General features: G+C 58.9%; 20 protein-coding genes. 9 read left to right on the top strand and 11 right to left on the bottom strand.

Annotated elements, in window-relative coordinates; translation table 11 throughout:
* Window positions 1-78 precede the first annotated feature (78 nt).
* On the top strand, window positions 79-258 hold the full coding sequence (locus tag K227x_RS10435) for a hypothetical protein (protein ID WP_145169438.1): 180 nt from the start codon (window positions 79-81) through the stop codon (window positions 256-258).
* A 9-nt stretch (window positions 259-267) separates the two neighbouring features.
* Here the strand turns inward: K227x_RS10435 and ppc are convergent, their stop codons facing one another.
* Window positions 268-3,051: a phosphoenolpyruvate carboxylase gene (gene ppc / locus K227x_RS10430; protein WP_145169437.1), complete on the bottom strand. Its 2,784-nt coding sequence runs from the start codon at window positions 3,049-3,051 to the stop codon at window positions 268-270.
* A 247-nt stretch (window positions 3,052-3,298) separates the two neighbouring features.
* Between ppc and ilvA the strand changes: the two genes are divergently transcribed.
* Both ilvA and K227x_RS10420 read left to right on the top strand, forming a co-directional pair.
* The gene (ilvA, locus tag K227x_RS10425) at window positions 3,299-4,819 is read left to right on the top strand and encodes a threonine ammonia-lyase, biosynthetic (protein WP_145169436.1); all 1,521 of its coding nucleotides are present in this window, start codon (window positions 3,299-3,301) and stop codon (window positions 4,817-4,819) included.
* 168 nt (window positions 4,820-4,987) lie between these two features.
* On the top strand, window positions 4,988-6,004 hold the full coding sequence (locus K227x_RS10420; protein ID WP_218933909.1) for an L-threonylcarbamoyladenylate synthase: 1,017 nt from the start codon (window positions 4,988-4,990) through the stop codon (window positions 6,002-6,004).
* Window positions 6,005-6,049: 45 nt separating this feature from the next.
* Here K227x_RS10420 and ccoS read toward each other — a convergent pair whose 3' ends face one another.
* The 8 genes from ccoS to ccoN all read right to left on the bottom strand — a co-directional run bounded on the left by ccoS (window position 6,050) and on the right by ccoN (window position 15,623).
* Window positions 6,050-6,313, bottom strand: a complete 264-nt coding sequence (gene ccoS, locus K227x_RS10415; RefSeq protein WP_145169434.1) for a cbb3-type cytochrome oxidase assembly protein CcoS — start codon at window positions 6,311-6,313, stop codon at window positions 6,050-6,052.
* Window positions 6,310-8,886 carry a heavy metal translocating P-type ATPase gene (locus tag K227x_RS10410; protein WP_145169433.1) on the bottom strand — a complete coding sequence of 859 codons (2,577 nt, stop codon included), beginning with the start codon at window positions 8,884-8,886 and terminating at the stop codon, window positions 6,310-6,312. The genes ccoS and K227x_RS10410 overlap by 4 nt, the downstream gene beginning before the upstream one ends.
* Before the next feature lie 6 nt (window positions 8,887-8,892).
* The gene (locus K227x_RS10405; protein ID WP_145169432.1) at window positions 8,893-9,726 is read right to left on the bottom strand and encodes a sulfite exporter TauE/SafE family protein; all 834 of its coding nucleotides are present in this window, start codon (window positions 9,724-9,726) and stop codon (window positions 8,893-8,895) included.
* A 5-nt stretch (window positions 9,727-9,731) separates the two neighbouring features.
* Window positions 9,732-10,286: a FixH family protein gene (locus K227x_RS10400; RefSeq protein WP_145169431.1), complete on the bottom strand. Its 555-nt coding sequence runs from the start codon at window positions 10,284-10,286 to the stop codon at window positions 9,732-9,734.
* Window positions 10,287-10,409: 123 nt separating this feature from the next.
* Window positions 10,410-11,936: a cytochrome c oxidase accessory protein CcoG gene (gene ccoG, locus K227x_RS10395; RefSeq protein ID WP_145177662.1), complete on the bottom strand. Its 1,527-nt coding sequence runs from the start codon at window positions 11,934-11,936 to the stop codon at window positions 10,410-10,412.
* 277 nt (window positions 11,937-12,213) lie between these two features.
* Window positions 12,214-12,900, bottom strand: a complete 687-nt coding sequence (locus K227x_RS10390) for a cbb3-type cytochrome c oxidase N-terminal domain-containing protein (RefSeq protein WP_246146725.1) — start codon at window positions 12,898-12,900, stop codon at window positions 12,214-12,216.
* On the bottom strand, window positions 12,893-13,072 hold the full coding sequence (locus tag K227x_RS10385; protein ID WP_145169429.1) for a hypothetical protein: 180 nt from the start codon (window positions 13,070-13,072) through the stop codon (window positions 12,893-12,895). Before K227x_RS10385 ends, K227x_RS10390 begins: the two co-directional genes overlap by 8 nt.
* 88 nt (window positions 13,073-13,160) lie before the next feature.
* Entirely contained in the window at window positions 13,161-15,623 is a 2,463-nt protein-coding gene (ccoN, locus tag K227x_RS10380; protein WP_145169428.1) for a cytochrome-c oxidase, cbb3-type subunit I, read from the bottom strand.
* Between the two features lie 419 nt (window positions 15,624-16,042).
* On the opposite strand from ccoN, the gene K227x_RS31125 reads away from it, so the two are divergent.
* Complete coding sequence (locus K227x_RS31125; RefSeq protein ID WP_246146724.1) at window positions 16,043-16,249, top strand: hypothetical protein; 207 nt, start codon at window positions 16,043-16,045, stop codon at window positions 16,247-16,249.
* A gap of 538 nt (window positions 16,250-16,787) precedes the next feature.
* A complete protein-coding gene (locus K227x_RS10370) occupies window positions 16,788-17,873 on the top strand; it encodes an NAD-dependent epimerase/dehydratase family protein (RefSeq protein ID WP_145169427.1) in 1,086 nt (361 codons plus the stop codon).
* Between the two features lie 14 nt (window positions 17,874-17,887).
* Here the strand turns inward: K227x_RS10370 and K227x_RS10365 are convergent, their stop codons facing one another.
* On the bottom strand, window positions 17,888-19,309 hold the full coding sequence (locus K227x_RS10365; protein ID WP_218933907.1) for a sulfatase family protein: 1,422 nt from the start codon (window positions 19,307-19,309) through the stop codon (window positions 17,888-17,890).
* Between the two features lie 471 nt (window positions 19,310-19,780).
* Between K227x_RS10365 and floA the strand changes: the two genes are divergently transcribed.
* A complete protein-coding gene (gene floA / locus K227x_RS10360) occupies window positions 19,781-20,806 on the top strand; it encodes a flotillin-like protein FloA (protein WP_391540444.1) in 1,026 nt (341 codons plus the stop codon).
* 48 nt (window positions 20,807-20,854) lie between these two features.
* Window positions 20,855-21,301 carry a hypothetical protein gene (locus tag K227x_RS10355; RefSeq protein ID WP_145169424.1) on the top strand — a complete coding sequence of 149 codons (447 nt, stop codon included), beginning with the start codon at window positions 20,855-20,857 and terminating at the stop codon, window positions 21,299-21,301.
* A 3-nt stretch (window positions 21,302-21,304) separates the two neighbouring features.
* Here K227x_RS10355 and K227x_RS30415 read toward each other — a convergent pair whose 3' ends face one another.
* Entirely contained in the window at window positions 21,305-21,478 is a 174-nt protein-coding gene (locus K227x_RS30415) for a hypothetical protein (protein ID WP_218933906.1), read from the bottom strand.
* Window positions 21,479-21,620: 142 nt separating this feature from the next.
* Between K227x_RS30415 and K227x_RS10350 the strand changes: the two genes are divergently transcribed.
* The gene (locus tag K227x_RS10350) at window positions 21,621-22,352 is read left to right on the top strand and encodes a polyprenol monophosphomannose synthase (RefSeq protein WP_145169423.1); all 732 of its coding nucleotides are present in this window, start codon (window positions 21,621-21,623) and stop codon (window positions 22,350-22,352) included.
* A 199-nt stretch (window positions 22,353-22,551) separates the two neighbouring features.
* Complete coding sequence (locus K227x_RS10345) at window positions 22,552-24,048, top strand: DUF1552 domain-containing protein (RefSeq protein WP_218933905.1); 1,497 nt, start codon at window positions 22,552-22,554, stop codon at window positions 24,046-24,048.

The following is a 24,048-nucleotide window of genomic DNA, read 5'->3' as shown; positions in this document are numbered from 1 at the left end:
GCGGCAACGGACTCTCGGCTGATTGATGGATTGTGCTGAGGGCGGGGGCATCGTCCGGCCCTGACTTGCACTCGCTTCTTGCCGCTGGCTGGGGCGATGCGGCGGGGGAAGTTCGAGTTTAAGTTTAAATTCGAGTTCGAGTTCGAGTTCGAGTTCGAGTTCGAGTTCGAGTTCGAGTTCGAGTTCGAGTTCGAGTTCGAGTTCGAGTTTTTGGTGAGAGGCGGAGAGCGCTTCGATGAAATGCTTTTCCTGTGCTGATCCATTCCTTTAGCCGCTGGTTCGCATCCCGGATGCTAGGCCGTTGATCGACAGTCGAGCCAGGTACTGCAATTCGGTTTGCCTCTGCTGTGCCTCTTCGCCTGTTTCCTCGGCACACGCACGCAACCGGCTTAGCAGTTCGACCTGAATCAGGTTCAACGGGTCGATGTACCGATTCCGAACACGAATCGATTCCTTCAACCAGGGTGTGCCTCCCAACAACGAATCCCGGCCCGTGATCTTCAGGATCGCCGCTTGCGATCGTCGATGTTCGTCACGGATCATCTGGCTGATCGTTTTCAGGTTCTCGCTCTGATCGGCTAGCTGAGCGTAATAGCCTGCGATGTCCATGTCGGACTTGGCGATGGCAAGTTCAGCATTATCGATTGTCGCTTGAAAAAAGGGCCAATCACGATACATCGTTTGCAACTGCTGGGCCATGCCTTGCTGTTCCAAGATCATTTCCGTCGCCGTCCCCAACCCGTACCAGGCGGGGATCAGACAGCGGCACTGAGTCCAGGAAAACACCCAGGGGATCGCTCGCAGGTCCGACAAACTTGCGCCACCGCGACGACGCGACGGCCGTGAACCGATCTGCAACTGTTCGACTTCGTCGACGGGTGTTCCCAATCGGAAAAAGGGAACAAAGTCAGGCTGTTCAATCAATTGGCGATAGTGCGTGAACGAATCGGTGGCCATCGTATCAAGCGTCTCGGTCCACTGATCGGGATCGGCCGGTGGTGGGTCGCCGCTAGCCAACAGCGAGGACCACACGACCTGTTCCAGGTGGCGGTGGGCGATCTGTTGATCATCGTATCGATCCGCCAGCACTTCACCTTGTTCGGTCAACCGCAGGGCGCCGCGGAAGGTCCCGACGGGCAACGATCGAATGCTGCGGGCCGTCGGTCCGCCGCCTCGTCCAAGCGATCCGCCGCGTCCGTGGAAAAAGGTCAACTCGATCCCCGCCTCGGACGCAACCTCTTGCAACTGCAACTGGGCTCGATAGAGCGACCAGCACGCCGAAAGGTATCCACCGTCCTTGGTGCTATCGGAATAACCCAGCATCACCACTTGCTGGTCATCCTGTGCGTCCACGTGTTGGCGATAGGCGGGAACGGCGAACAGGTCCGTCAAAATCTGTGGACCGTTCTGCAGGTCTTCGATCGTTTCGAACAGTGGCATCACGGGCAGCCGAGTCAACTGTTCGGCGGCTAGGTCGCCCATTGCCAGTCCGGTCTGACGCCACAACCACAGGACCGTCAGCACGTCGCTGGGCACCTGAGTCATGCTGATCACGTGCCCGCCGATTGCCTGCGGTCCGTAGGCGGCCATCACACGGTGCAGCAGTTTGAACAGGTCCAAGGTATCCGACGCGTCGCTGGATAAGGGGGAACCACCATCGATTGCGCCAAGAACATTTTCGTCGAGCGAGTCGACCAGGATGCTTTGCCGCTGAGATTCATCCAGCGAATCGACGGTATCGACGTCGGCGGCCAAACCCACGGCGACCAGGATCTCGTTCATCACATCCCGGTATGCACGCGCGTCTTGCCGGACGTCTAGACAGGTCAAATGGAACCCGAATGCGGATATTTGGTCTTTCCAAACCGAGACTTCGTCGGCCAGCAAATCACCACCGGGGAACTTCGTCACCGACTGCAGCAATGCATTGACGTCATCGCCCATTTGTTGCGACGTCGAATAGCTGCCGTCGATCGGATCCCCGTCCAGATTGATCAGGCGTGTCCGTTCGATCCGCCACTTCATCACGGCCAACCATCGCCGGCAAAGTTCGTCGGGCGGAATGGCTGCGATGTCCGATTCCAGATCCGGCCATTGAGCGACCGCTTCTTTGACTCGAACGCCAAGATCGTGGCCCCAGGTCAGTTGACGTTCCGACAGGCTTAGCGAATCGTACAACCGATCGCAGGACGTCAGGTGGAAATCCAATGCGGCTTCACGAAGCCACTGAAAGGTTTGTTCGGTAACTTCGGGAGTGACGCCCGGGTGCCCATCACGGTCGCCACCGATCCAGGACCCATAGGTCACGCACGGTTTCAGATTGAATTCTTTGTGGGGATAGGTGTTTGCCAACGCATGCCGAAGTTCACTGAGGTTCTGTGGCACGACCTCCCATAGCACCGGCTTGATGGAAAGCGCACGTTGGACTTCTTGCATCACCGAGGGGCGCCACGGCCGGATGAAGTTTGTCTGCCACAGTTTCGCCAATTCGGCTTGAATCAGCCGTTCCAGTTTCGTCTTCCCGGCTGGTCGCGATTCGATATCGTACTGGCACATCAGTTCGCGAATTTTGCGCAGCTTGCTGCGTACCGAGCGCCGTTTGGCCTCGGTCGGGTGCGCGGTAAAAACCAGCTCGATATGCAGGTGATCCAACAGCCCTTGGACATCTTCGGCCGACTTCCCAGCCTCTTTCAAGTGCACCACAGCGCTGGCAATCGATTCGCCGCGACCATCAACGGTTTGGTCACGTTCGCGCTGCTCCAGCACACGGACCCGCTGACGATCCTCGGACAGATTCAACAGATCCAGAAAAATACTGAAGGACCGAATCACCACGCGAAGCTGATTGGGCGTTAAGGACGCGATCGAACCGTTCAGCCGGCTGGCCGCCGCAGGCCGCCCCTCGCGATTGTCCCACGCCAACCGCCGCAGGTCTTCGACGATGTACAGGGCATCGTCCCCGGCAATTTCGCGGATCGTTTCACCTAAAAGATTGCCAAGCATGGCGATCTCGTCACGTAATCGGTCCGAGTTTTTCGGTTCGTTTGGCATCACAGGTTCCGTGGGACTAGTTAGACGGTGCAGTTATCAATGTATGGTGGATACAAATCAAGGCGGGCTGCCCGATGGCCGGACCAATCCACCTCGCAACTGGATTACCGGCCAGGAAACCACCCGTTCGAATTTCGGGCTCGGCCGGGATCTTTCCCAGCCCCAGCGCGGTTTGGCTGCGGTGAAACGCGTCGTATGGCCGCAGCCGGGAGTTGCGAAACGGCCGCCAATGACAAGAATGGACCGAATGGACAAAACACTACTGGATTACCTGCAACGGATTCTGAACGCGCGAGTCTATGACGTCGCCATCGAAACGGCGTTGGACCCGGCCCCCAAATTGTCCAAGCGGCTGGACAATCGGGTCTGGCTGAAACGCGAGGACACGCAGCCGGTTTTCAGTTTCAAACTTCGCGGCGCGTACAACAAAATGGCTCGCCTGTCGCAAGCCGAACGATCCCGTGGTGTGGTCTGTGCGTCGGCGGGCAACCATGCCCAGGGCGTCGCACTGAGCGCTCGCAAACTGGGCTGCCGTGCGACGATCGTGATGCCTGTCACCACCCCTCAACTGAAATCCGATGCGGTCGCGTCGCTGGGTGCCGATGTCGTGTTTCATGGCGAAAGCTATTCTGACGCTCACACCCACGCCACTCGGTTGGCCGACCAACATGGCTTTGTGTTTGTTCACCCCTTTGACGATCCCGACGTGATCGCAGGGCAGGGGACCATCGGAATGGAAATCCTAAGGCAGCATCAGCATCCGATTCACGCGGTCTTTGTCGCCGTCGGCGGCGGTGGACTGATCGCCGGAGTCGCGGCCTACATCAAAGCGGTGCGTCCGGAAATCAAAGTCATCGGCGTACAAATGGTCGATTCCGATGCCATGATGCGATCCGTCCGTGCCAAACAACGCGTCCGGCTGGACGACGTCGGATTGTTTTCTGACGGGACCGCCGTGAAGTACGTCGGCGAAGAAACCTTTCGAATCGCTCGGAATCTGGTCGACGAATTCATCACGGTCGATTCCGATTCGGTGTGTGCAGCCATCAAGGACGCTTTCGAAGACACTCGCAGCATCATGGAACCGGCGGGTGCGATCGGTATCGCCGGCATGAAACAGTACGTCGCGAAGAACAAGATCCAGGACCAAAGCTTGGTGGCCATCACCTGTGGCGCGAACATCAATTTCGACCGACTGCGGTTTGTTGCCGAACGGGCAGAGGTGGGCGAAGAACGCGAGGCCTTGTTTGCGATCACGATCCCGGAAGAACGAGGCAGCTTCAAAAAGCTATGCGAGTTGGTTAGACAACGCAGCGTGACCGAATTCAGTTATCGGTTGTCGGACAACGACCATGCCCATGTGTTGGTAGGCTTGACGACCGAAGACCGAAGCGAAGCCGCATTGATCGGTCAGACCTTTAGTGATGCTGGATTCGCGGCGGTCAACTTGGTGGATGACGAACTGTCGAAACAGCACCTCCGTTACATGGTCGGTGGCCGCAGCCCACTGACAGAGAACGAGCGTTTGTTCCGATTTGAATTCCCCGAGCGTCCCGGCGCATTGATGCGGTTTCTATCCAGCATGGCACCGGGTTGGAACATCAGCTTGTTCCATTACCGAAACCATGGTGCGGACTACGGACGCATCCTGGTGGGAATCCAGGTGCCGCCGAACGACCATGCGGCGCTGCAGGCGTTCTTGGGCGATCGGGGTTACCCGTTTGCCGAAGAGACGGAAAACCCGGTCTACCAGATGTTCCTGCGTTGAACTCGCCGCGATGGGGGGGCGACCTAGATGTTCCGGGCAAGGCCGATCGGCGACGGTCGCTCCATCGTCGGGTTGCGACCACCAAGGATGCCCCCCTTTCTGCGTGTGATTTCGATCACGTAAATTGGCACCCATCCGATCGAACCTTTCCTGTTGGCGTCCTATTCCATGGCCACGATTGAAATCCCCAACGAAGCTTCGCTGGACGCAGCAGCCAGGTTGTTGGGCGAAGGCCGTTTGGTCGCGATTCCGACCGAAACGGTGTACGGTTTGGCTGCCAACGCATGGGACGCATCCGCAGTCCAACGCATCTTTGATGCCAAAGGACGACCGTCGACCAACCCACTGATCGTCCACATCTCGTCGATCGACCAGATCGAAATGGCAGTCCGTTTGCCGCTGGATGACATCACACAGGGCCAACTCGACGCAGTCGCCGATCTATGGCCAGGGCCGCTAACGGTGGTGCTCCCCGCCGGCGAACAGATCCCGTCGATCGTGACAGCCGGGCTTGCCACGGTGGCGGTCCGAGTGCCTGCTCATCCCGTTGCCCAGGCGATCCTGAAACGCTGTGCGTTCCCGATCGCGGCACCGAGCGCGAATCGTTCCCAGTACGTCAGCCCGACCATGGCGATGCACTGCGCATCTGGACTGGGCGATCACCTGTCGATGATCATCGACGGCGGACCGTGCGATCTGGGTGTTGAATCCACGATCGTTGCGCTGGGACCCGATGGTCCTCGCCTGCTTCGGCCCGGCAGCATTTCTGCCGAAGATCTTTCGTGTCGCTTGAAAGTGCCGATGGCCGCATTCGTCAGCCCATCCAATCATCACGGCTCGGAAAAGCCCAGCTTCGAAGCACCGGGGATGATGAGCGAACACTATTCGCCGCAAACGCCGCTTCATCTGTTCGATGCATCGCACACCGATGTGCCGCCACGTACTGGACGAATCGCGTTTCGCAAACTGCCGGATCCCATCGCAGATCAATATGCGGTGGTCGAAACGCTAAGCCAAGATGGCAACCTGGATGAAATCAGCCGCGGCCTGTTTGCTGCGATCCGCCGTCTGGATCAGGCTGGCTTGGACCGCATCGTGATCGATGTTTGCCAGCCCACGGGTTTGGGGCGGGCGATCGCAGATCGCATCCAGCGTGCCGCCGCCGGCCATCGGGAATCACAATAGCGGGACGCCCCGGACGACGATTCGGCAAGCCTGCCGCGAAACGTTTCAGGACGCTGCTTGATCGTCGGCTGGTGAATGATCGGCTGGTGAATGATCGGCCGGTGAATGATCGGCGGGTGAATGATCGGCGGGGGAACGATCGGCTTTGTCCCGATCATCGTCTGGCAGCGACCGGTCGTCGATCAGCATCCGCATCGCCGGTGTGTCCATGTCGTCGTACTGTCCACCACGGATGCAATACACACACGCGATCAGGCCCGCCGCTCCTAAAGCGATCGCAATGGGCAATGCGATGTAGATCACACTCACGGCTGCTCCCTAGGTGACGTTTCCTGAGTCTCGCTTGCGGAACCGAAGATTGGCCAAACCAACACCAGCGTCAGCACGGACACCGAACTGATCGGCATCAGGATGGCAGCCAGCAAGGGACTGATCCGTCCTGCGACCGCCAACCCAACGGCCACCACGTTGTAGCTTAAGGATACCGCAAATCCAGTCTGGATCAGCCGAGACGTACGGCGTCCGCCACGCATCAACATCCCCAAACTTTTCAGTTGTCCGGACGCGATGAAGATGGGCGCGGCCTGCAAACTGACTTCGGCACCGCCACGAACAGCGATCCCGACGTCCGCAGCGGCCAAAGCAGCAGCGTCGTTGGCGCCGTCCCCGATCATCACCACAGACTGCGATTCGGATTGGCCCGACACAACGCGTGCCAACTTTTCCTCGGGCGATTGGCCGCCGATCGCCAACGCCGGATCAATCCCGACCTGGCGGGCCACCATCTGCACAATCGCCGGATGATCCCCTGACAAAATTCCGACCCGGAATCCCTGCCCCTGCAGGTCGGCAACCGTTTCTGCGGCGTCTGATTTCAGCGGATCGGAAACCCCCAGAACGGCCAATGCATGTCCATCCACGGCGACCACGGTGGGACTGGCACCACTTTGCAGACAAGATTCCGCAGCCTCAGCCACCTGACGTTCCACCAAGACCGAGTGGTCGTTCATGAAGTTCAAATTGCCAACCACCACCGACTGCCCGTCCACGATTCCCGACACGCCGCGACGGTCGATGCAGAGATCCACGGGATCCGAGACATCCACGATCGATTGCGATTCACCGCCGGCGCCGCGATCGATGCCCGTGCCGCTGCCAGGATCGTCGGAAAGCGTCGCAGCAAAACGCACGATCGCTTCGGCCGTGGGGTGGCAACAATCCTGTTCCAATCGGGCAGCCAGACGCACCGCATCGGCGGTCCCCATCCACAACTCGGCTCGCGGTCGCCCCTCGGTCAGCGTTCCCGTCTTGTCGAACCACACCATGCCGGGCCGCGCCAGTTGCTGGAGTGACGATCCATCGCGAATCAGGATCTTCCGCTTCGCCGCTCGGCCAAGCGACACGGCGATCGCAAGCGGGGTCGCAAGAGCCAGGGCACAGGGACAAGCGACGATCAACAGGGATGTTGCATGCGACGCGGCCAACGCCCAGTCGCTCGACGACCATAGGATCAATGTGACGATCGCCAACAGGGTTACCACGACCACGAACACGCCGCCGATTCGATCGGCCAACTGAACGACAGGCGTTTTCGCAGATGCCGCGGATTCCACCGACTGCATCACTTTGCCAATCCGACTATCACGCCCCGTTGCAATGACCTCGACATCGATCGGACGAACCAAGTTCAATGTACCGGCAGCGACCTCGTCCCCCGTCGACGCTGGAATGGGTCGACTTTCACCGGTCAACAACGAACGATCGAACATCGATTCCCCAGCCACGATTCGACCATCCGCGGCGACGCTCTCCCCCGGCGACACGCGAATCACATCCGACGGCTGAAGCGTGTCTACCAAAACCCATTCGGGTTCCCCGGCGGCGGACAAACGCTGGGCGTGGGCGGGAGTGATCCGCAGCAACAGGTCGACAGCTTTGGCAGCACGGTGTTGTTGATGGAACTGAATCCATCGGCCGATCAACAGCAGGAACACCAACACGGCCAACGAGTCGAAATAGACATCCCCGGTCCCGACAAAGGCCGACACCAAACCGGCAACCGTGCCGACCGACAACCCCAAGGCGACCGGCAAATCCATATGAGGCGTCCCGGTGCGAAGCGCCGCGAAAGCACCGCGGAAAAACGTCTGCCCAGGAATCAAGACCGCCACGACGCCCAACACGGTTCCGACGATTCGCAGGAACAGCCGGTGATCCGACGCCACTCCCGATGCTTCGCCCGCGTACAACGCGATCGCGATCCACATCGCGTTGGCTGCGCAAAATCCAGCGATGGCAATCTGAATCAATAGCCTTTGATTTTCGATTCGGAAGTGATCGGTGCGATCTTTCGAAATCGGTGCCACCTGATAGCCAAGCCGATCCATCAGGCAAGCGATTTCGCCTAACCGGACAGTCGCTGGATCAAACTGAACTCGCAACGTATGGTCGCTCATGCGGACCCGTGCGACATGCCATCCGTCGGTTCGCGTTGCCGCATTTTCGATCAACCAAGCACAGGCGGCACAGTGCAAACCATGAACCGCCAATTCCGTACTGCAAGTGCCATCGGTGTTTTGCACAGGAGTCGACAAGCCAAGGAATTCTTGGTTTTCGAATGCGTCGTAGCGTGACTTTGCGCCGGCCGCGGGATGCGGTTCCGAACTGGACGATTGATCGCGCAGAGCGTAAAAGTCCGACAGCCCCCAGCCATGGATCAATTCATAAGCGCCACGACATCCGTTGCAGCAGAAGACCGTCTGCGGATCGGTACCAGCCTGGCAGGGCGTCGCCAACCCACAATGCACACAATCAATCTGAACCGGACGGTGCGTCTGGTTTGATTCGGAACGAGGCGTTGGCTGAACCTGCGGAGAAGACATGGGTAGCTAAGGTGTATCGGTTGCAGAGTCGACGATGGCTGCCCCCTGACAACAGGGCAGGGGCGCGTCGGCGGACTTGCGAACTTGTTGCAGCAGAGCGGCGGATGGGTCCACCGACTGGTCCACCACCACCGATGCACGCAACGCCGAGATCGAATCCAAGTTCGCAAACCCTCGGCCCGATGCGGTATAGCAGCCTGTCAAAATCAACATTCCGGCCGCTAACGAAGGAACGGCCATCGTGAATCGACGAGAGAGCAACTGGGAACCAGCAATCAGAGCCGTCAATGCCGGCACCGTCCCCACCCAAAACGCAAACATCACGACGGGTCCCAGTTTGGGACTGCCTGTGCCGGCGGCGATCAAGGCGAAAAGATACAACCATCCGCAGGGCAGCAGGGTGGTCAGCAATCCCGTTGCAAAGGCGCGTCCGACCAACGGCAAACGAAACAGAAACGGACGCAGCTTGACCAGCACGCCGCCGACACGCGACGGTTTCAGTTCTCCGACCGGGGCGGAACGTCCGCGAACCAACGTGAACAATTTCCAGCCGCCGACCAGCACCATACACACACCGACCACTCTAGCGGCCGCGACTTGGATTCCGATCCACTGTCCGCCCATGTCGATCGCACCACCGAGTGTGCCCGCGATGAAACCGGCCAACACATACGTGATCATGCGGCCCAAATGGTACATCGATGTCGACACGATCACCGTGCCTCGCGAAGCCTTATCGCCAACTCCGCTAGCCCACATCGCCAACGGCCCACACATCCCGATGCAGTGCATGCTGCCCAGAAGGCTTGCCGTCAAAATGGCGGAAATCAAAATCAACATTTCGGCTAGGTCCCCTTCTGCGATGAATCGCTGATGTCGCCGGTTGGGGGCTGTTGGTTGTCGAGATCGATTTCCATCGACTGGCGAATCAACTGATCCGCCCCATCAATGGACACCTCGAACTGCCACAGTCCCGGTCGGCTCAAGGGTGCCAGCGCGATGTAGTGTCCATCACCAACCGATGGCAAAGAAAACGAGACCACGTCCGACGCCCGTGCGTGGTGGTAAACGCGAGCCGTCATCGCAAGTGCGTCGACTGGGTTCCCGTTCTGATCTTGGACAAGCACATCCGTTGCCCGCATGCCCCGATCATCGACGACGTCCGAGGCCGAAACCTGAATTTCCCAGCCCATCCGATCCGCCGCCGTACCGGCGCGTCGGGCGGTGTCCCAATCCAATGCCGTTTCGTGGTAGTTGGGAATCACAGCCGCCGTCGGGTCGCCTGTCGCCAAATAGATCGCGACACCGCCAATGGTTAGCTGCAGACCAAGCAATCCAACGACCAGGGAGACCCAAAAACGCTTTGCGCGGCGTTCGTCGTTGGGCGATACTGAATTCATGGTCAATCCGGAACACCGGGCCTTGAGAGAAAAAACAAAACAATCGGACTGGAAGTCGCACGGCCGATCCCGCGATGCCATCGGCTGGCATCCAAAACCGCACCAATGGCGGATCGGTGGAAGCTAAGTTCGCGGACCCAGCAGTCGGAAATCCAACGTGCGTTCGTTCTCGCCACCGTCATCAATCTTAAGCTCCGCCGCCTCGTTTCCGTCGCCGAAAGTGACTCGAGTCGGAAAACGAATGCTGAACGGCACCAACTTCGAGTCGCCCGGATTCAAGGTCGTGGTTTCATCGTCGATCACTTCCAGCGTGGTCTGCTCGGGCGTGACCACTTGCAACCGATACGTCTTCGGCTCGTTCGTTCGGTTGACCAAACGCAAATGGAACGAATTGGAAACCAACCCGCCCCGCTGGATGGTGAACGGATTCCCTTTGCCGCGCAAAATGCGTGCGTCGAACCCGGACTTCGTCCCGATCGCAAATGCGAACCCGCCCAGCACGACCGACAGGATCAAGGGGTACACGATGGTCCGCGCACGGACCATTTTGCGAGGTTTGCGATCGATGGCATCTTGCGAACTGTATCGAATCAGACCGCGTGGAAGTTTGACTTTGTCCATGACCGAATCACAGGCATCGATGCACTGAGTGCAGTTGATGCATTCCATCTGCAATCCGTCACGGATATCGATTCCGGTCGGACATACCACGACGCATTGGTTGCAATCGACACAGTCCCCGGCGCCGCCAGTGCTGTGGACCGCATCGCCACCATCGACCGCGACGGTATCGGTGTCGGCGGGAGCGCCGACCAAGGGCATTTCCGAATGGACGACAGCTTTCCGTTTGCCCTTTTTGCGAGGTTCGCCGCGAATGTGATCGTAGGCCACAATCAACGACTGTTCGTCCAGCATCACCGATTGGAAACGGCCATAGGGACAAGCGATCAGACACATCTGTTCACGAAAGAACAAGAAGTCGAACATCATCAACCCGGTCGTGGCCGCCATCACCAGAAACGCGGCCGGGTGCTGAATGGGCGAACTGCGAATCCAGTCGGCCAATTTTTCAGTACCCACGAAATAGGCCAAGAACGTGTGCGCCAAAAACATGCATAGCAACAGGTAAGTGCCGAACTTGGCCACTTGCCATCCCCAGTGCCGATCACGCGCCGGTCGTCCACCCTTGCCAACGGTCCCATCAAAGAACCGGTCCAGGGGGCGGAACATGAATTCCATGTACACCGTTTGCGGACAGGCCCAACCGCACCATGCGCGACCCGCGATTGCGGTCAGCAGCACGATGGAGATAAAGACACTTAACAGCAACAGCGCCAACAGGATCGAATCCGTCGGGTAGAACGTTCGTCCCAAGACAGTGAATTGCCGGGCGACCACGTCCAACAGGATGAACGGCTTGCCACCGATTCGCAGGTGAGGAATCGCAACGAAAACGACCATCAACAGATAAGCCACGATCCGCCGCTTGTGCCACCAACCACCTTTGGAAAGCCGCGGGCGAAGCCACCGGCGACTGCCATCGGATTCCAAGGTGCTAAGCACGTGAGTGACCGGTTCGTCTGCGCCGGCCCCACTGGCTGGCCCGCCGGCGACCGAGTGGAGCACATTGCCACCTCGTTCGAACTGCATCCGACTGGGACAAGACTGACAACTCGAATTCACCGGCAACGAAAAACTCATTGGTTCGTTCTTTCACGCCTGATCGGCGCGTTCACTCCGCAATTGGGTCTGAAAAACATCCGTCCGCAGCAAAATTGCGTCCCTTCAGATACAGCATCGCTTGGACTGGAAAGGTTCGATCCATCGCATGGATCGCGAACCCATCATCCGTCGAAACTTTCGTCACGGTTTTTCGGCACCGCGGCAAACGTGGTTCGCCGAATCCACGTTCCGATTGCCCCACCGATCACTGATCGGAATCGGTTTCCGCCTCGGCGGCTGGCTTAGGCGTTTCATCATCGGAACCCTGTTCAGCGGCGTCCTTGTTATCGGTGTCCTCTGCGGGTTCCACCGCCTCGGGCCACGCCGGAATCTTCTTTCCTTCGGGGATCCTTCCTTCGACGTTCTTGCCACGCAGACTAGCGACGTAGGCCGAAACCAGGACCACTTCGTTGGGGTGCAGACGATTGGACCATTTTGGCATCGCGCCACCGCCGGCCCCTTCGTTGATCACCCGTGCGATGTCTTCGACGACGTTGACGTTCTTGAACATTTCGTCCGTCAAATTGGGGCCCACTTTTCCTTCGCCTTCGCGGCCGTGACAGGAGATGCAGTTCGCCTTGAAGACCGATTCACCGACCTTCACCCAACTTGCCTTGTTCATGTAGGTAACGATCGTGTTGGCGTCGGGCGACAGTTCACCAATCTCGGCGAACTGCAACCGCGTGTTCGCTGCCAGCGCGACGTTGTACTGATCTTCGACGCTGCGTCCGGCGGCGCCACCGTGGTAGTACAGCCAGTAAAACGGACTGAAAACGATCGACGCGATGAACAGCCATTTCCACCAACCGGGCAGTGGATTGTCGTACTCTTCGATACCGTCGTAGTCGTGTTCGGTCTTGGGTGTGTGGTCCACGTTCTCTTGATTACTCACCTCGGGGGTCCTCCACGTCATCGGAAAGCGGAATGGATGCGAAACGTGACGTGGCCTGGCTGCTAAGCCGAAAGGCCCCATAAAAAATCACGACAAACGTAGCGACGAACAACCCGAGCGCCACTTGGGCGAACAAGGAGTAGTCCAGCGCAGAGACGAGGTCTTTGATCATGTCAGGATGCTAGGATTTGAAAAGGGAATGCGTTATCAGCGGGGGGGGGCGAACACAGCGTTTCACTGCGGGAGAGCAACCTGGGTGACTAAGCCGATTCGTCACCTTCGGCTGCGTCAGCTTGATCGTTGCCACCTTCAGCCGCGTCATCGTCGGCTGTTGGTGCATCCGCTTCTTCACCGGCGGCCGCTTCGCCGCCATCGGTAACGGCGGCATCGGTAACGGCGCCATCAGTGACGGCGGCATCGGTAACGGCGGCATCTGCGTCACCCGCGACTGGTTCGGCACCCGCGGCTGGTTCCTCGGTTCGGAACAGGTCGGTACCGACACGCTGCAAGAAGGCGATCAACGCCATCGCTTGCTTTTCGTGCATCGCGGCTGGGCCACCTTGCTGAACCACCTGAGCCGCAATTTCTTCGGCCTGTCGGCGAGCGACTGCTTCGGTGTTCTTCAGGTCCTCTTCACTGTAGGGAGCCCCCAAGAACGCGGCAGCTTCGACGTGCGGAGCGATGGCATCGAACTTCAGATCGTCTTCCAACAGATGCTGATAACTAGGCATCACCGAACCGGGCGACACCAGCGAAGGATTTTCGAAGTGCGTCCAGTGCCAGAAACTGCTCTGTTTGCCACCTTCGCGTGCCAAGTCGGGCCCAATCCGGCGACTGCCCCATTGGAACGGTCGATCGTAAATGAATTCGCCCGGCTTGCTGTATTCCCCGTACCGTTTGGTTTCCGAAACGATCGGTCGAATCATTTGCGAGTGGCAGTTGTAACAGCCTTCGGAAACAAAAATGTGACGTCCGGCCAATTCCAACGGCGTGTATGGCGTGACGGTTGCGATCGTCGGCACGTTGGATCGAATCAGGAACGTTGGCACCAATTCGAACAGTGTCGCCACCACCACAGCCAGAGTCGTCAACACGGTGAACTTCACCGGCAAACGTTCCCACCGACGGTGCCAACCCATGGCACCGATCGAATCGATCTTCTTGCCCACTTCCAGCATCGGCACATCGGTCAATGGGCTGGTACGAGGCTTTTCGTCGTCTTGATAGTTAGCCGACAATCGCGGAGCCGAGTGAACCGGCACTTCGTAGGTTGCCGGGCGAGCCATCCAGGTCATCAACGCGTTGATGCACAGCATCACCACGCCGCTGACGTACAACGCACCACCGCCAACACGAATCCACCACAACGGAACGACCGCTTGGATCGTTTCGATAAAGTCGGGGTAGGACAAGTGGCCAGTTTCGTCCATCGCACGCCACATCAAACCCTGCATCAGCCCAGCGGCGTAGATGGGGATGATGTACAGCAGGATCCCGAGGGTGCCGGTCCAGAAGTGCAGACTGACCAGTTTCGGACTCCACATCTTGGATGTCTGGAAAATCCGAGGCATCATCCAATACAGCATCCCGAAGATCATGAACCCGTTCCAACCCAATGCACCGGCGTGCACGTGAGCGATCGTCCAGTCGGTGTAGTGACTTAACGCATTGATCGACTTGATGGACAACATGGGACCTTCGAAGGTCGCCATTCCGTAGAACGTGATCCCGACCACAAAGAATTTCAGCACTGGATCAGCGGCAACCTTATGCCAGGCACCGCGAAGCGTCAGCAAACCATTGATCATCCCGCCCCACGAAGGCATCCACAGCATCAGGCTGAAGAGCATGCCCAGCGTATTGGCCCATTCGGGAAGCGCGGTGTAGTGCAGGTGGTGCGGGCCGGCCCAGATGTAAATGAAGACCAACGACCAGAAGTGAATGATGCTTAGCCGGTAACTGAACACCGGACGCTGAGCCGCTTTGGGCAAGAAGTAGTACATCAACCCCAGGAACGGGGTCGTCAGGAAGAACGCCACCGCGTTGTGCCCGTACCACCACTGCATGAACGCGTCTTGGACGCCTGCGTAAACGCTATACCCTTTGAACCAACCGGCCGGGACGACCAAGTTGTTGAACACGTGCAAAACAGCAACGGTCACGATCGTTGCGATGTAAAACCAAAGCGCCACGTACATGTGCCGTTCGCGACGGTTGATCAGCGTCATCAAAAAGTTGCCGCCGAAGACGAACAACCAGATCACAGCAATGAACAAGTCGATCGGCCATTCCAATTCGGCGTATTCACGGCCCTGGGTCAAACCCAATGGCAACGTGATCGCGGCCGCAACGATGATCGCCTGCCAGCCCCAAAAGTGAATGCGGCTAAGTGCGTCGCTCCACATCCGAGCCTTGCACAGACGTTGGGTGCTGTAGTAGACGGCCGCGAAAATCCCGTTCCCAGCGAACGCAAAAATAGCGGCGTTGGTGTGTACCGGACGCAAACGCCCAAACGAGAAGTACGGCAACAGATCGGTCAACCAAGGCAGCACCAATAGCGTTGCCGCGATCAAGCCCACCGTCGTGGCTACCAAACCCCAGATGATCGTCGCAGTGACGAACATCCGGACGATCTGGTCGTCATAGCTAAAGTGCTCGATCGAATTATCAGTCGCCGTGGATCGAGGTGCGTCGGGCGAAAGTGAATCTGTGACGGTGGACATGGAAATCGTATGTTGCCTTCGACGGAGTTCCACGCAGCCCCAACCGATAGTGACTGCTAAGTCACCTATTTGACAATAATTGCGCCTCGCTTTGATGCCCAAATTGCAAACCGAACGCAAACTGCGTCGGAACGCCACACTTTGCAGCAATCAACAAACGCCAAACAACCGCAGGCGATCGAGCGATTGCGGCGCGACATGCAGACAGACAGGGACCGGAGTTCCGCAAAGCACCCCATCGACCCATTCCATCGACCCATTCCATCGCCCCATCCCATCGCCCCATCCCATCGCCCCATTCCATCGCCCCATCCCATCGCGGACCGCTGCCTCGGCGGCGAATCCGATTCTTCGAACCGGGATCCGTTTTTCAATACAACCTTCGGCACAACATTCGGCACATCGCGTCGACACCCATCGTGTCGACACCCATCGCGTCGACACCCAACGTGACGACACCCAACGTGACGACACCCAACGTGACGACACCCAACGTGACGACACCCAACGTGTCGACACTGACCGCATCGATCGGGCGAGGCAGAACCGCGTTGGTGCAGATTGAGGGCCGACGAATGGGGGCGAACCTTGCCGTGAAACCCTGGCTGAAGGGAGCGTCCAGCTAACCGCGGAGCGGCGAACGGGTTTCGCCGCTGCGAGGCTGCGTAAGCTGGACGCGCTCTGAAGCCGGTACGACGAACGGAGCCGGGGACCAGATTTGTGGGTGACGGACAGCTTCGCCTGCAGATCAACTCTAGCTATGCCGATTGGTCTGTCTTTGCGGTTGATGGGCGACCAGCAGTGGACGATGCGCGCGCGGCGCGCACCATCACAGCCGCGCGCTACACGCGCTTTCCAGTGCTCGTTTGTTCAGTTTCCGGATAATGCGGGGAAAGGTTTGCGATTTATATTTTTCGGATCATTCTGGAAGGGGGGGCCCAGCGACCGTATTCCGGTGACTGTGTCCCTAAACGATTGACCGACTTTGCAAGCGGAATCCGAAGAAGGTGACTGCAGGGCCATTTTCCGGCAGATGCCGGCACACGACTTGCAGAGGCCACCCCGACGATCGAGGTTGCCGATTCCGCCCTTGATGAAAATGTAGTTCCCACCTTGACCCCACCGCCACAGACTGTCTGAGCAGGGCAGCCGAAAGGCCACAACATGAATCACGCATTGATCACCGGCGCGACAGGCTTCATCGGCCGGCACCTTGTGGAACGACTGATTGACCGCGGCCAGCGAGTGACCTGCTTGGCTCGCCCCCATTCGAACACTCAGCCGCTGGTGGAGATGGGAGCCGAAATTGCGACCGGCGACGTCACCGACCGCGAATCCATTGGCAGCGCGATGCGAGAGGTCGATGTCGTTTATCACTTGGCCGGGATGACCAAGGGGTTTCGGCGCGGCGATTTCGACCGGGTCAACGAGCAGGGGACCGACAATGTGGCATCGGTGTGCCACGAACAATCCAAGCCGCCGGTCATGGTCTTGGTGTCGTCATTGGCCGCCGCCGGCCCCACGACCGTCGGAAACCCTCGCACGGAATCCGACCCCGCCGCCCCGGTATCGATTTACGGGTTCAGCAAACTTGCCGGCGAACAAGCCGCGATTCACTATGCCGACAAAGTTCCCTTGACGATCGTTCGCCCGCCGATCGTGCTGGGGGAAGGCGACCACGACGGATTCGCGATGTTCGATTCGATCGGCCGATGGGGTGTGCACGCAGTGCCCAATTGGACGGACGATCAAGTGTCCGTGATCGACGCCAAGGATCTGTGTGCCGCGTTGGCCGTCGCAGCCGACTCGGGCACCCGCGTTTCCCCGAGCGATCCGACCGCGGGGATCTATTTTGCGGCCAACGATGAAACGCCAACCTACGCCGAATTGGGGCGGATGATTGGACGGTCGATGGGCCGCAACAACGTATTCATCGCTCGCATCCCACCGGCAATGATGTGGACGGTCGCGGGAATCAGCGACTTGGCGGGCCGAATTCGCCGCCGCCCAAACATCCTGAACTGGGACAAGGCTCGCGAAGCGACCTCGGGATCGTGGACCTGTTCGGCACGCAAATTGAGAACCGACACCGGGTTTCAACCAGCGGCGCCGTTCGCCGCGCGGTTGGCACAAACGACGGCTTGGTACATCGAAAACGGCTGGATGAAGGCTCCCGTCCTGCGACCACGCCATTCGACCGCGCTGGAACATCTACGCAGTGCTGGACAGAATAGCTTGCGAGATTCCTAGTCCGACGTCGCCGATCATTTCCCCGGACCGGGGTGGGCTCCCGACATGCTGGGCAGTTTTTTTCCCGTCTGGCGATCGAACCCATCCGGGGTCAACCGGTGCTCCCCCGGGAATCGATCGGTCGTTTGATCCTGCCACTGGGACAGGGCCGACCGCATCTGATCCAGAACGGATCGCATCTCGGGATCGGCTGCCAAGTTGTCCAGGCAGTTCGGATCCTGGTGGACGTCGTACAGCATTTCCGTGGGACGCGGCGTGACGAAACAGCTCGCTTGGGCCTGCGTCAGATCGCCGGATGCCAACAAACGCTTCATTTCGGCGAACGTGGGACTGTTGACGGCGTCGGCGGGCGGTGTGCCGGGAGTGCCGGGCAACCAATTCCGCACGTAACAATATTGTCGGTTGTGAACGCCGCGTTCAAACGCGCGGTAGTCGTGCCAATTGTGTTCGGCGAACGCATACTGGCGAATTTCCGCGGTCGGGTCCCACAACAGCGGACTGAAGTCACGGCCTTGGAAGGTGTCCGAAACGGACGCGCCGGCCAGCTTGGTGATCGTCGGCGCGATGTCCAAACTGCTGACCAATGCGTCACTGATTCCGGGTTTCACCCGGGCGGGCCAACGAACGACAAAGGGAGTGCCCACTCCCGGAAGGTCGACGCGTGTCTTGCAGTGGGGAAAGGGTCGCCCATTGTCGCTGATCACCAGCACCATCGTGTTGTCGGCGACGCCCTGGGCGTCCAATTCGTCCAGCACCTGACCAATGTGTTGGTCGAATCGCGTGATTTCGTCGTAATACAACGCGATGTCCTGGCGCACTGGAAGGGTATCGGGGAACATCGGGGGTACGATGACATCGGCCGGATCGTGCGGTGGGTCGACGGCACCCTTTTGATAGGCCCGATGCGGATCCAGATGCGCTGCCCACAGGAAAAAGGGCTGATCCTTGGGTCGTCGCTGCAGAGCGGCCACCCAAGCGTCACCCATTTTGGGTGGTGGCGAACCTTGGCGATCCTCCACCTGGTCGCCAACGGCCTCCCCCACGTGCCACTTTCCAATCGCGGCCGTCCAATATCCAACCTGACGAAGCGGCGAAGTCAACAACACGCTATCGCCAGGCAAGGGAAGGTGCAGTTCGCCGGCCCCCGTATTGTGGGGATATCGACCGGTCAAAATCGACGAGCGACTGGGGCTACACGACGAACAGGTCAACACGGCGCGGGTAAACCGCATGCCCTGGGCGGCCAAGCGATCGATGTTCGGCGTCCGCACGGCCGGGTTTCCGTTGGCCCCACAGTCTTCCCACGCCATATCGTCGGCGACAAAGACGACAAAGTTGGGCGGCGCAGACGACTGGGCCCAGCCCGAATGGATTGCCCCCCCCAAAATGAAGATCCAGATACCGATAAAACTGCCAAAAGTCGGTCGTAACATCATCTGCCTTGTCGCCATGATCGATAAAAGCTGGAATCCGCAGGCCGCCGCCGGATTCCGCGGCCGGGCCCATGGAAACACTGTGTCCGTGGTGAAACACTGTGTCCGCGGTGAAATACAGTGTCCGCGGTGAAATACAGTGCTCCCCATGACACAACATCGTACCGCTGACGACACGCCGGCGGGGAAAGCGCGACGGCCCAGGGACATCCGGGCAGCATGGTCGAGCGATTCCGGGTCGATCGCGGATGGATTCTGGATTGCCGGGGGACGAATTCCCAGGCAATCCGCCCCTATGGTTTGGTTGCCCCGTCGATGCGGCATGGTTGACACAGCGATGGGGCGCCACGAAATTAACAAGGCTTGCTGGCCAATCGTCGCCGCAGCGCCCAACTCAACGTGATCGGTACCATGCTTCGAATCCCCATGCTTCGAATCGAAATCCTGGCTCAGCAGCCTCTACAGACCTCAGCGATGCTGGGTTTGGTCTTGGCCGCCTTAGCATTCGGGTTGCTACTGATCTTCTTTTTCGTGTTCGCCCGCTATTTCGGTTTGTGGATTCAATCCCAACTGACACGGGCAGACATCTCGTTCTTTAATTTGCTGGGGATGACCTTTCGAAAGGTCAACACGCGAGCCATTGTGCGCAGCAAGATCATGGCGACGCAGGCTGGTCTTTCGGATCCAGAGATGACCAGCGAAGCGTTGGAGGCTCACTACTTGGCGGGCGGCAACGTCCAACAGGTCATTCGCGCTCTGATCGCTGCCAAGAAAGCCAAGACGATCTCGCTGACGTTCCGCGAGGCATCCGCGATCGACTTGGCCGGCCGCGACGTCCTAGAAGCCGTCAAAACCAGTGTCTATCCGAAGGTCATCGACTGCCCGCCACGAGGATCCGCGAAACCGTCGCTGGACGCGGTTGCCAAAGACGGAATCCAGTTGAAAGTAAAGGCACGAGTCACCGTTCGCGCCAACCTGCAACAATTGATCGGTGGTGCGACCGAGGAAACCATCATCGCTCGCGTCGGCGAAGGGATCGTCAGTGCGATCGGTAGTGCCGCCAGCCACAAAGCGGTGCTCGAAAATCCCGATGTGATCAGTAAAGCCGTGCTGGCCAAACGACTGGATTCGCAAACTGCATTCGAAATCGTATCGATCGACATCGCGGACATCGACGTCGGTGCCAACATCGGCGCCCGCCTGCAGGCCGATCAAGCCGAAGCCGACACGCAAGTCGCTCGCGCACGTGCCGAAGGCAAACGCGCCAAAGCGGTCGCCGTCGAACAAGAAAACCAAGCCAAGATCCAAGAGAGCAAAGCTCAAGTGGTGCTAGCTCAAGCCGCTGTGCCACGCGCCATGGCCGAAGCCTTTCGCTCTGGCAACCTGACCATCTTGGATTATTACAAGCTACAAAACGTGAACGCCGACACCGAGATGCGTCGATCGCTTGCGATCAGCGCTACCGAAGCCGCCGAAGCTCGCGAGCCTCAAGGCAGCTAGTGTTTTCGCCCGATCGACCAACCACTCCCATCGAAAGAGTCTGATCCGATGTCCGGTGACCTCGAAGACTTCCTGCGACGCGCTGCCCAGCGGCGACAAGCCAAAGCGGCGGCCGAGCAATCCAATCCGCCACCATCGCGTCGGCCGCCACCCCAGTACTCGGATTCGCGATCCGAACGGGTGACTTACGACTACAACGAAAGCGACGAAATTCCGACCGCGGAAATCGTTGAATTCACCGATGACGATGGTTCGTCCATTGCCGCACGGATGATCCGGCGCGAGGACGCAAAACGAGCGGCGGCCGACTCGAAACAAGATGACGATGCCGAAATGAGAAAGTCTCGCGGCATGCTGTCTCGCCAAAAACTGACGAAGGCAACCTTTACGGGAAACCCCGTCCAAGACCTGATCGCGGCCATGCAAAGTCCCGGTGGAGTGCAGCAGGCGATCTTGTTGAAAGAGATCCTGGATCGTCCCATCGACCGCTGGTAATCGCTATTCCATTTCGGGGCAGCCGATCCTGCCGAAGACTTCGCCAAGATCCAAGTTCCGCGTCCAACGAATGGCGACTTCGGCAACGAAATCGCCGAACCAGGTCGAACCATCTTTGCTGTCCACGCCCCGACGCTGTGGCACCATTTTCTGCCCCTTCATGACCAGACCGGTCATTCGCATCTTTTTTTGACGCTTCGCTGTGAATCACGACGACGACCCGAGTCTCCACGAGGCGCCACCGCTGGCCACCCATCCAACGGACGCGCATCCGATCACGGCGACTGAGGCGCCCCCCAACGCAGTGGAGCCGACACCGATGGCCCCGCCCCCCCTGGCACCGAAGCCGCGAGTCCTGATTGGTGTCTGCACGCTGAACGAAGCCGACAACATCGTGACGATGCTGCCGCTGCTTCGTCGGTCGGTTCCCGATGCCGACATCCTGGTGATCGACGACCGTTCGACGGACGGAACCATCCAGTTGGTGGAGGCGGCCGCCAAGCAAGATCCCAAGATCCATTTGGATGTTCGTGACGAGCGTGGATTGGGCGGTGCGATCCGGCATGCCATGCAAGCGGCGGTCGACCGCGGCTACGATTTCTTCATCAACCTTGACGGCGACCTTAGCCACAACCCGCAGCAGCTGCCGCAGCTTTTGGAACGATCCTTGGCGTTGCCGGCCGTCGACGTCGTCATCGGATCGCGTTACGTCGACCAAGGAAAGATCGTGGGTTGGCCGATGCACCGCCGAATCATGAGCCGGATGGTCAACCGATTTGCCACCCTCTGTCTAAGGCTGCCCGTCCAAGATTGCAGCGGATCGATGCGTTGCTATCGGGTTTCGGCGATCGAAAAGATTAGCCTCGGCACGATGCGCAGCAACGGCTATTCGGTTTTGGAAGAGATTTTGGTGCGTCTGCACCGGAACGGGTCGCCCATGGCAGAGGTTCCGATCACCTTCACGGACCGACTGCGAGGGCAGAGCAAGTTGACGCCCAAGGAAGCCGCACGTTCGATCTGGCAAATGCTAAAGCTTGCCGCCGGCAGCTGAGTTTGCGGCGTCCGATTCCGCGGAGCGACGAAATCCGGAGTGGATTTGAGTTGTGCTTGGCGCTTGGCTTATAATGCCACCAGCGTTGCCTGATTTTCGCACGACAGGAAAAAGATCCAAAACTGCTGCCTCGTTCCTATGGGAACCGGCGCTGCACGGGTTTGTCGATCACGCCGCTCTCCTCAACCCATCGATTGCCGTGAACAGTCCAAAGTCATCGGTTCTATCTCGACGCACCGTCCTGCGCGGCCTGGGTACCGCCATTGCTTTGCCCTGGCTCGAAGCGATGACCCGGACCACCGCGGTGGCGTCCACGCCCGGCAAACCTCCGGTGCGGCTGGGATATTTCTATGTTCCCAACGGGGTTCACATGCCCCAGTGGCGTCCGCAACCGCCGGCTGGCGGGCCGGCAACAGAGACGCAGCCCAACACCAACAAGCCGTCATCGGTCACCAGTGACAGCGAACACCGACTGACGGATCTGCCGTCGATTTTGCAGTCGCTGCAGAACCCCAACGTCATCGATCGCGTTTGCGTCATCAGTAATCTGGAGGCCAAGCATTGCTTTGCCAAAGGTGCCGGTCACGAACCGGCCGGCGGCGGATTCCTGGTGGGCGCCCACTGCAAACATTCCGAAGAACCGGAGGTCGGCGGAATCTCCGTCGATCAGTTGGCAGCCCGGCACATTGGCATTCGCACTCCGGTGGATTCTCTTGCCCTTGGCATCGATCCCGGGCACCGTGGCGACCACGGGTTCAGCGGCACCTACCTATCGCACATTTCTTGGCGAAGCAAGACGATGCCAGCCACGTTGGAACTGAACCCGCGTGAATTGTTCGAAAGGCTGTTCCACGATTCGCGGCCCCGACGCCCGGATTGGAACGCGCCCAAGCCGACTGCCGACCTGTCTCGGATCGATCCTATCCAAGGCAGCATTTTAGATTTGGTTCGCGAGGACACTCGATCGCTTCAACGCCAACTCGGTTTCGCCGACCAACGCCGACTGGAAGAATACCTGCACGGGTTGCGAAGTCTGGAACAGCGGATCGCCCAGCACGCGATCGACCCTCAATCGCACCATCAGAATTCTTTCAACGAAGATCCATCGCAGCGGGCACTGCACGACGGCGAATCCGCAGACTGGATTCCCGAATTGATTATCCCGGACGGCCGCGGCATTCCCACGCGATACGCCGATCACGTCAACCTGATGCTAGACATCCTGACACTGGCGTTCCAAACCGACACGACGCGTGTCTCGTCGTTCATGTTTTCATACGAAAAGTCGGGTCGTTCGTACGCCGAAATCATGGCCCCAGGATCCCACCATTCGACATCGCATCACCAAGGCAATGTCGATATGCAGATGGAACTGACTCGCATCAATACCCATCACATGGAATTGTTCGCTCGCATGCTGGAGCGAATGTCGCAGATTCAAGAAGGCGATTCGACGTTGCTGGACAATGTCGCGTTGCTGTACGGCAGCGGCATCAGCGATGGCAACCGACACAACCACGACGATCTGCCAGTACTGATAGCCGGCGGTGGCGGTGGCGTACTGCGTGGCGGCAGACACATCGCGATGGCCAAACCAACTCCCATCTGCAACGTCTATTTGGAAATGCTTCGCGCGGCGGGGATCGATCGCGAATCATTCGGCGACAGCAACGATGGGTTTTCGCGGCTGACCTGA

Origin of the sequence: Rubripirellula lacrimiformis (assembly GCF_007741535.1) — a bacterium.
Classification (GTDB): Bacteria; Planctomycetota; Planctomycetia; order Pirellulales; family Pirellulaceae; genus Rubripirellula; species Rubripirellula lacrimiformis.
Note: the sequence above shows the minus strand (reverse complement) of the source record. Positions and strands in the feature narration are given on the sequence as shown.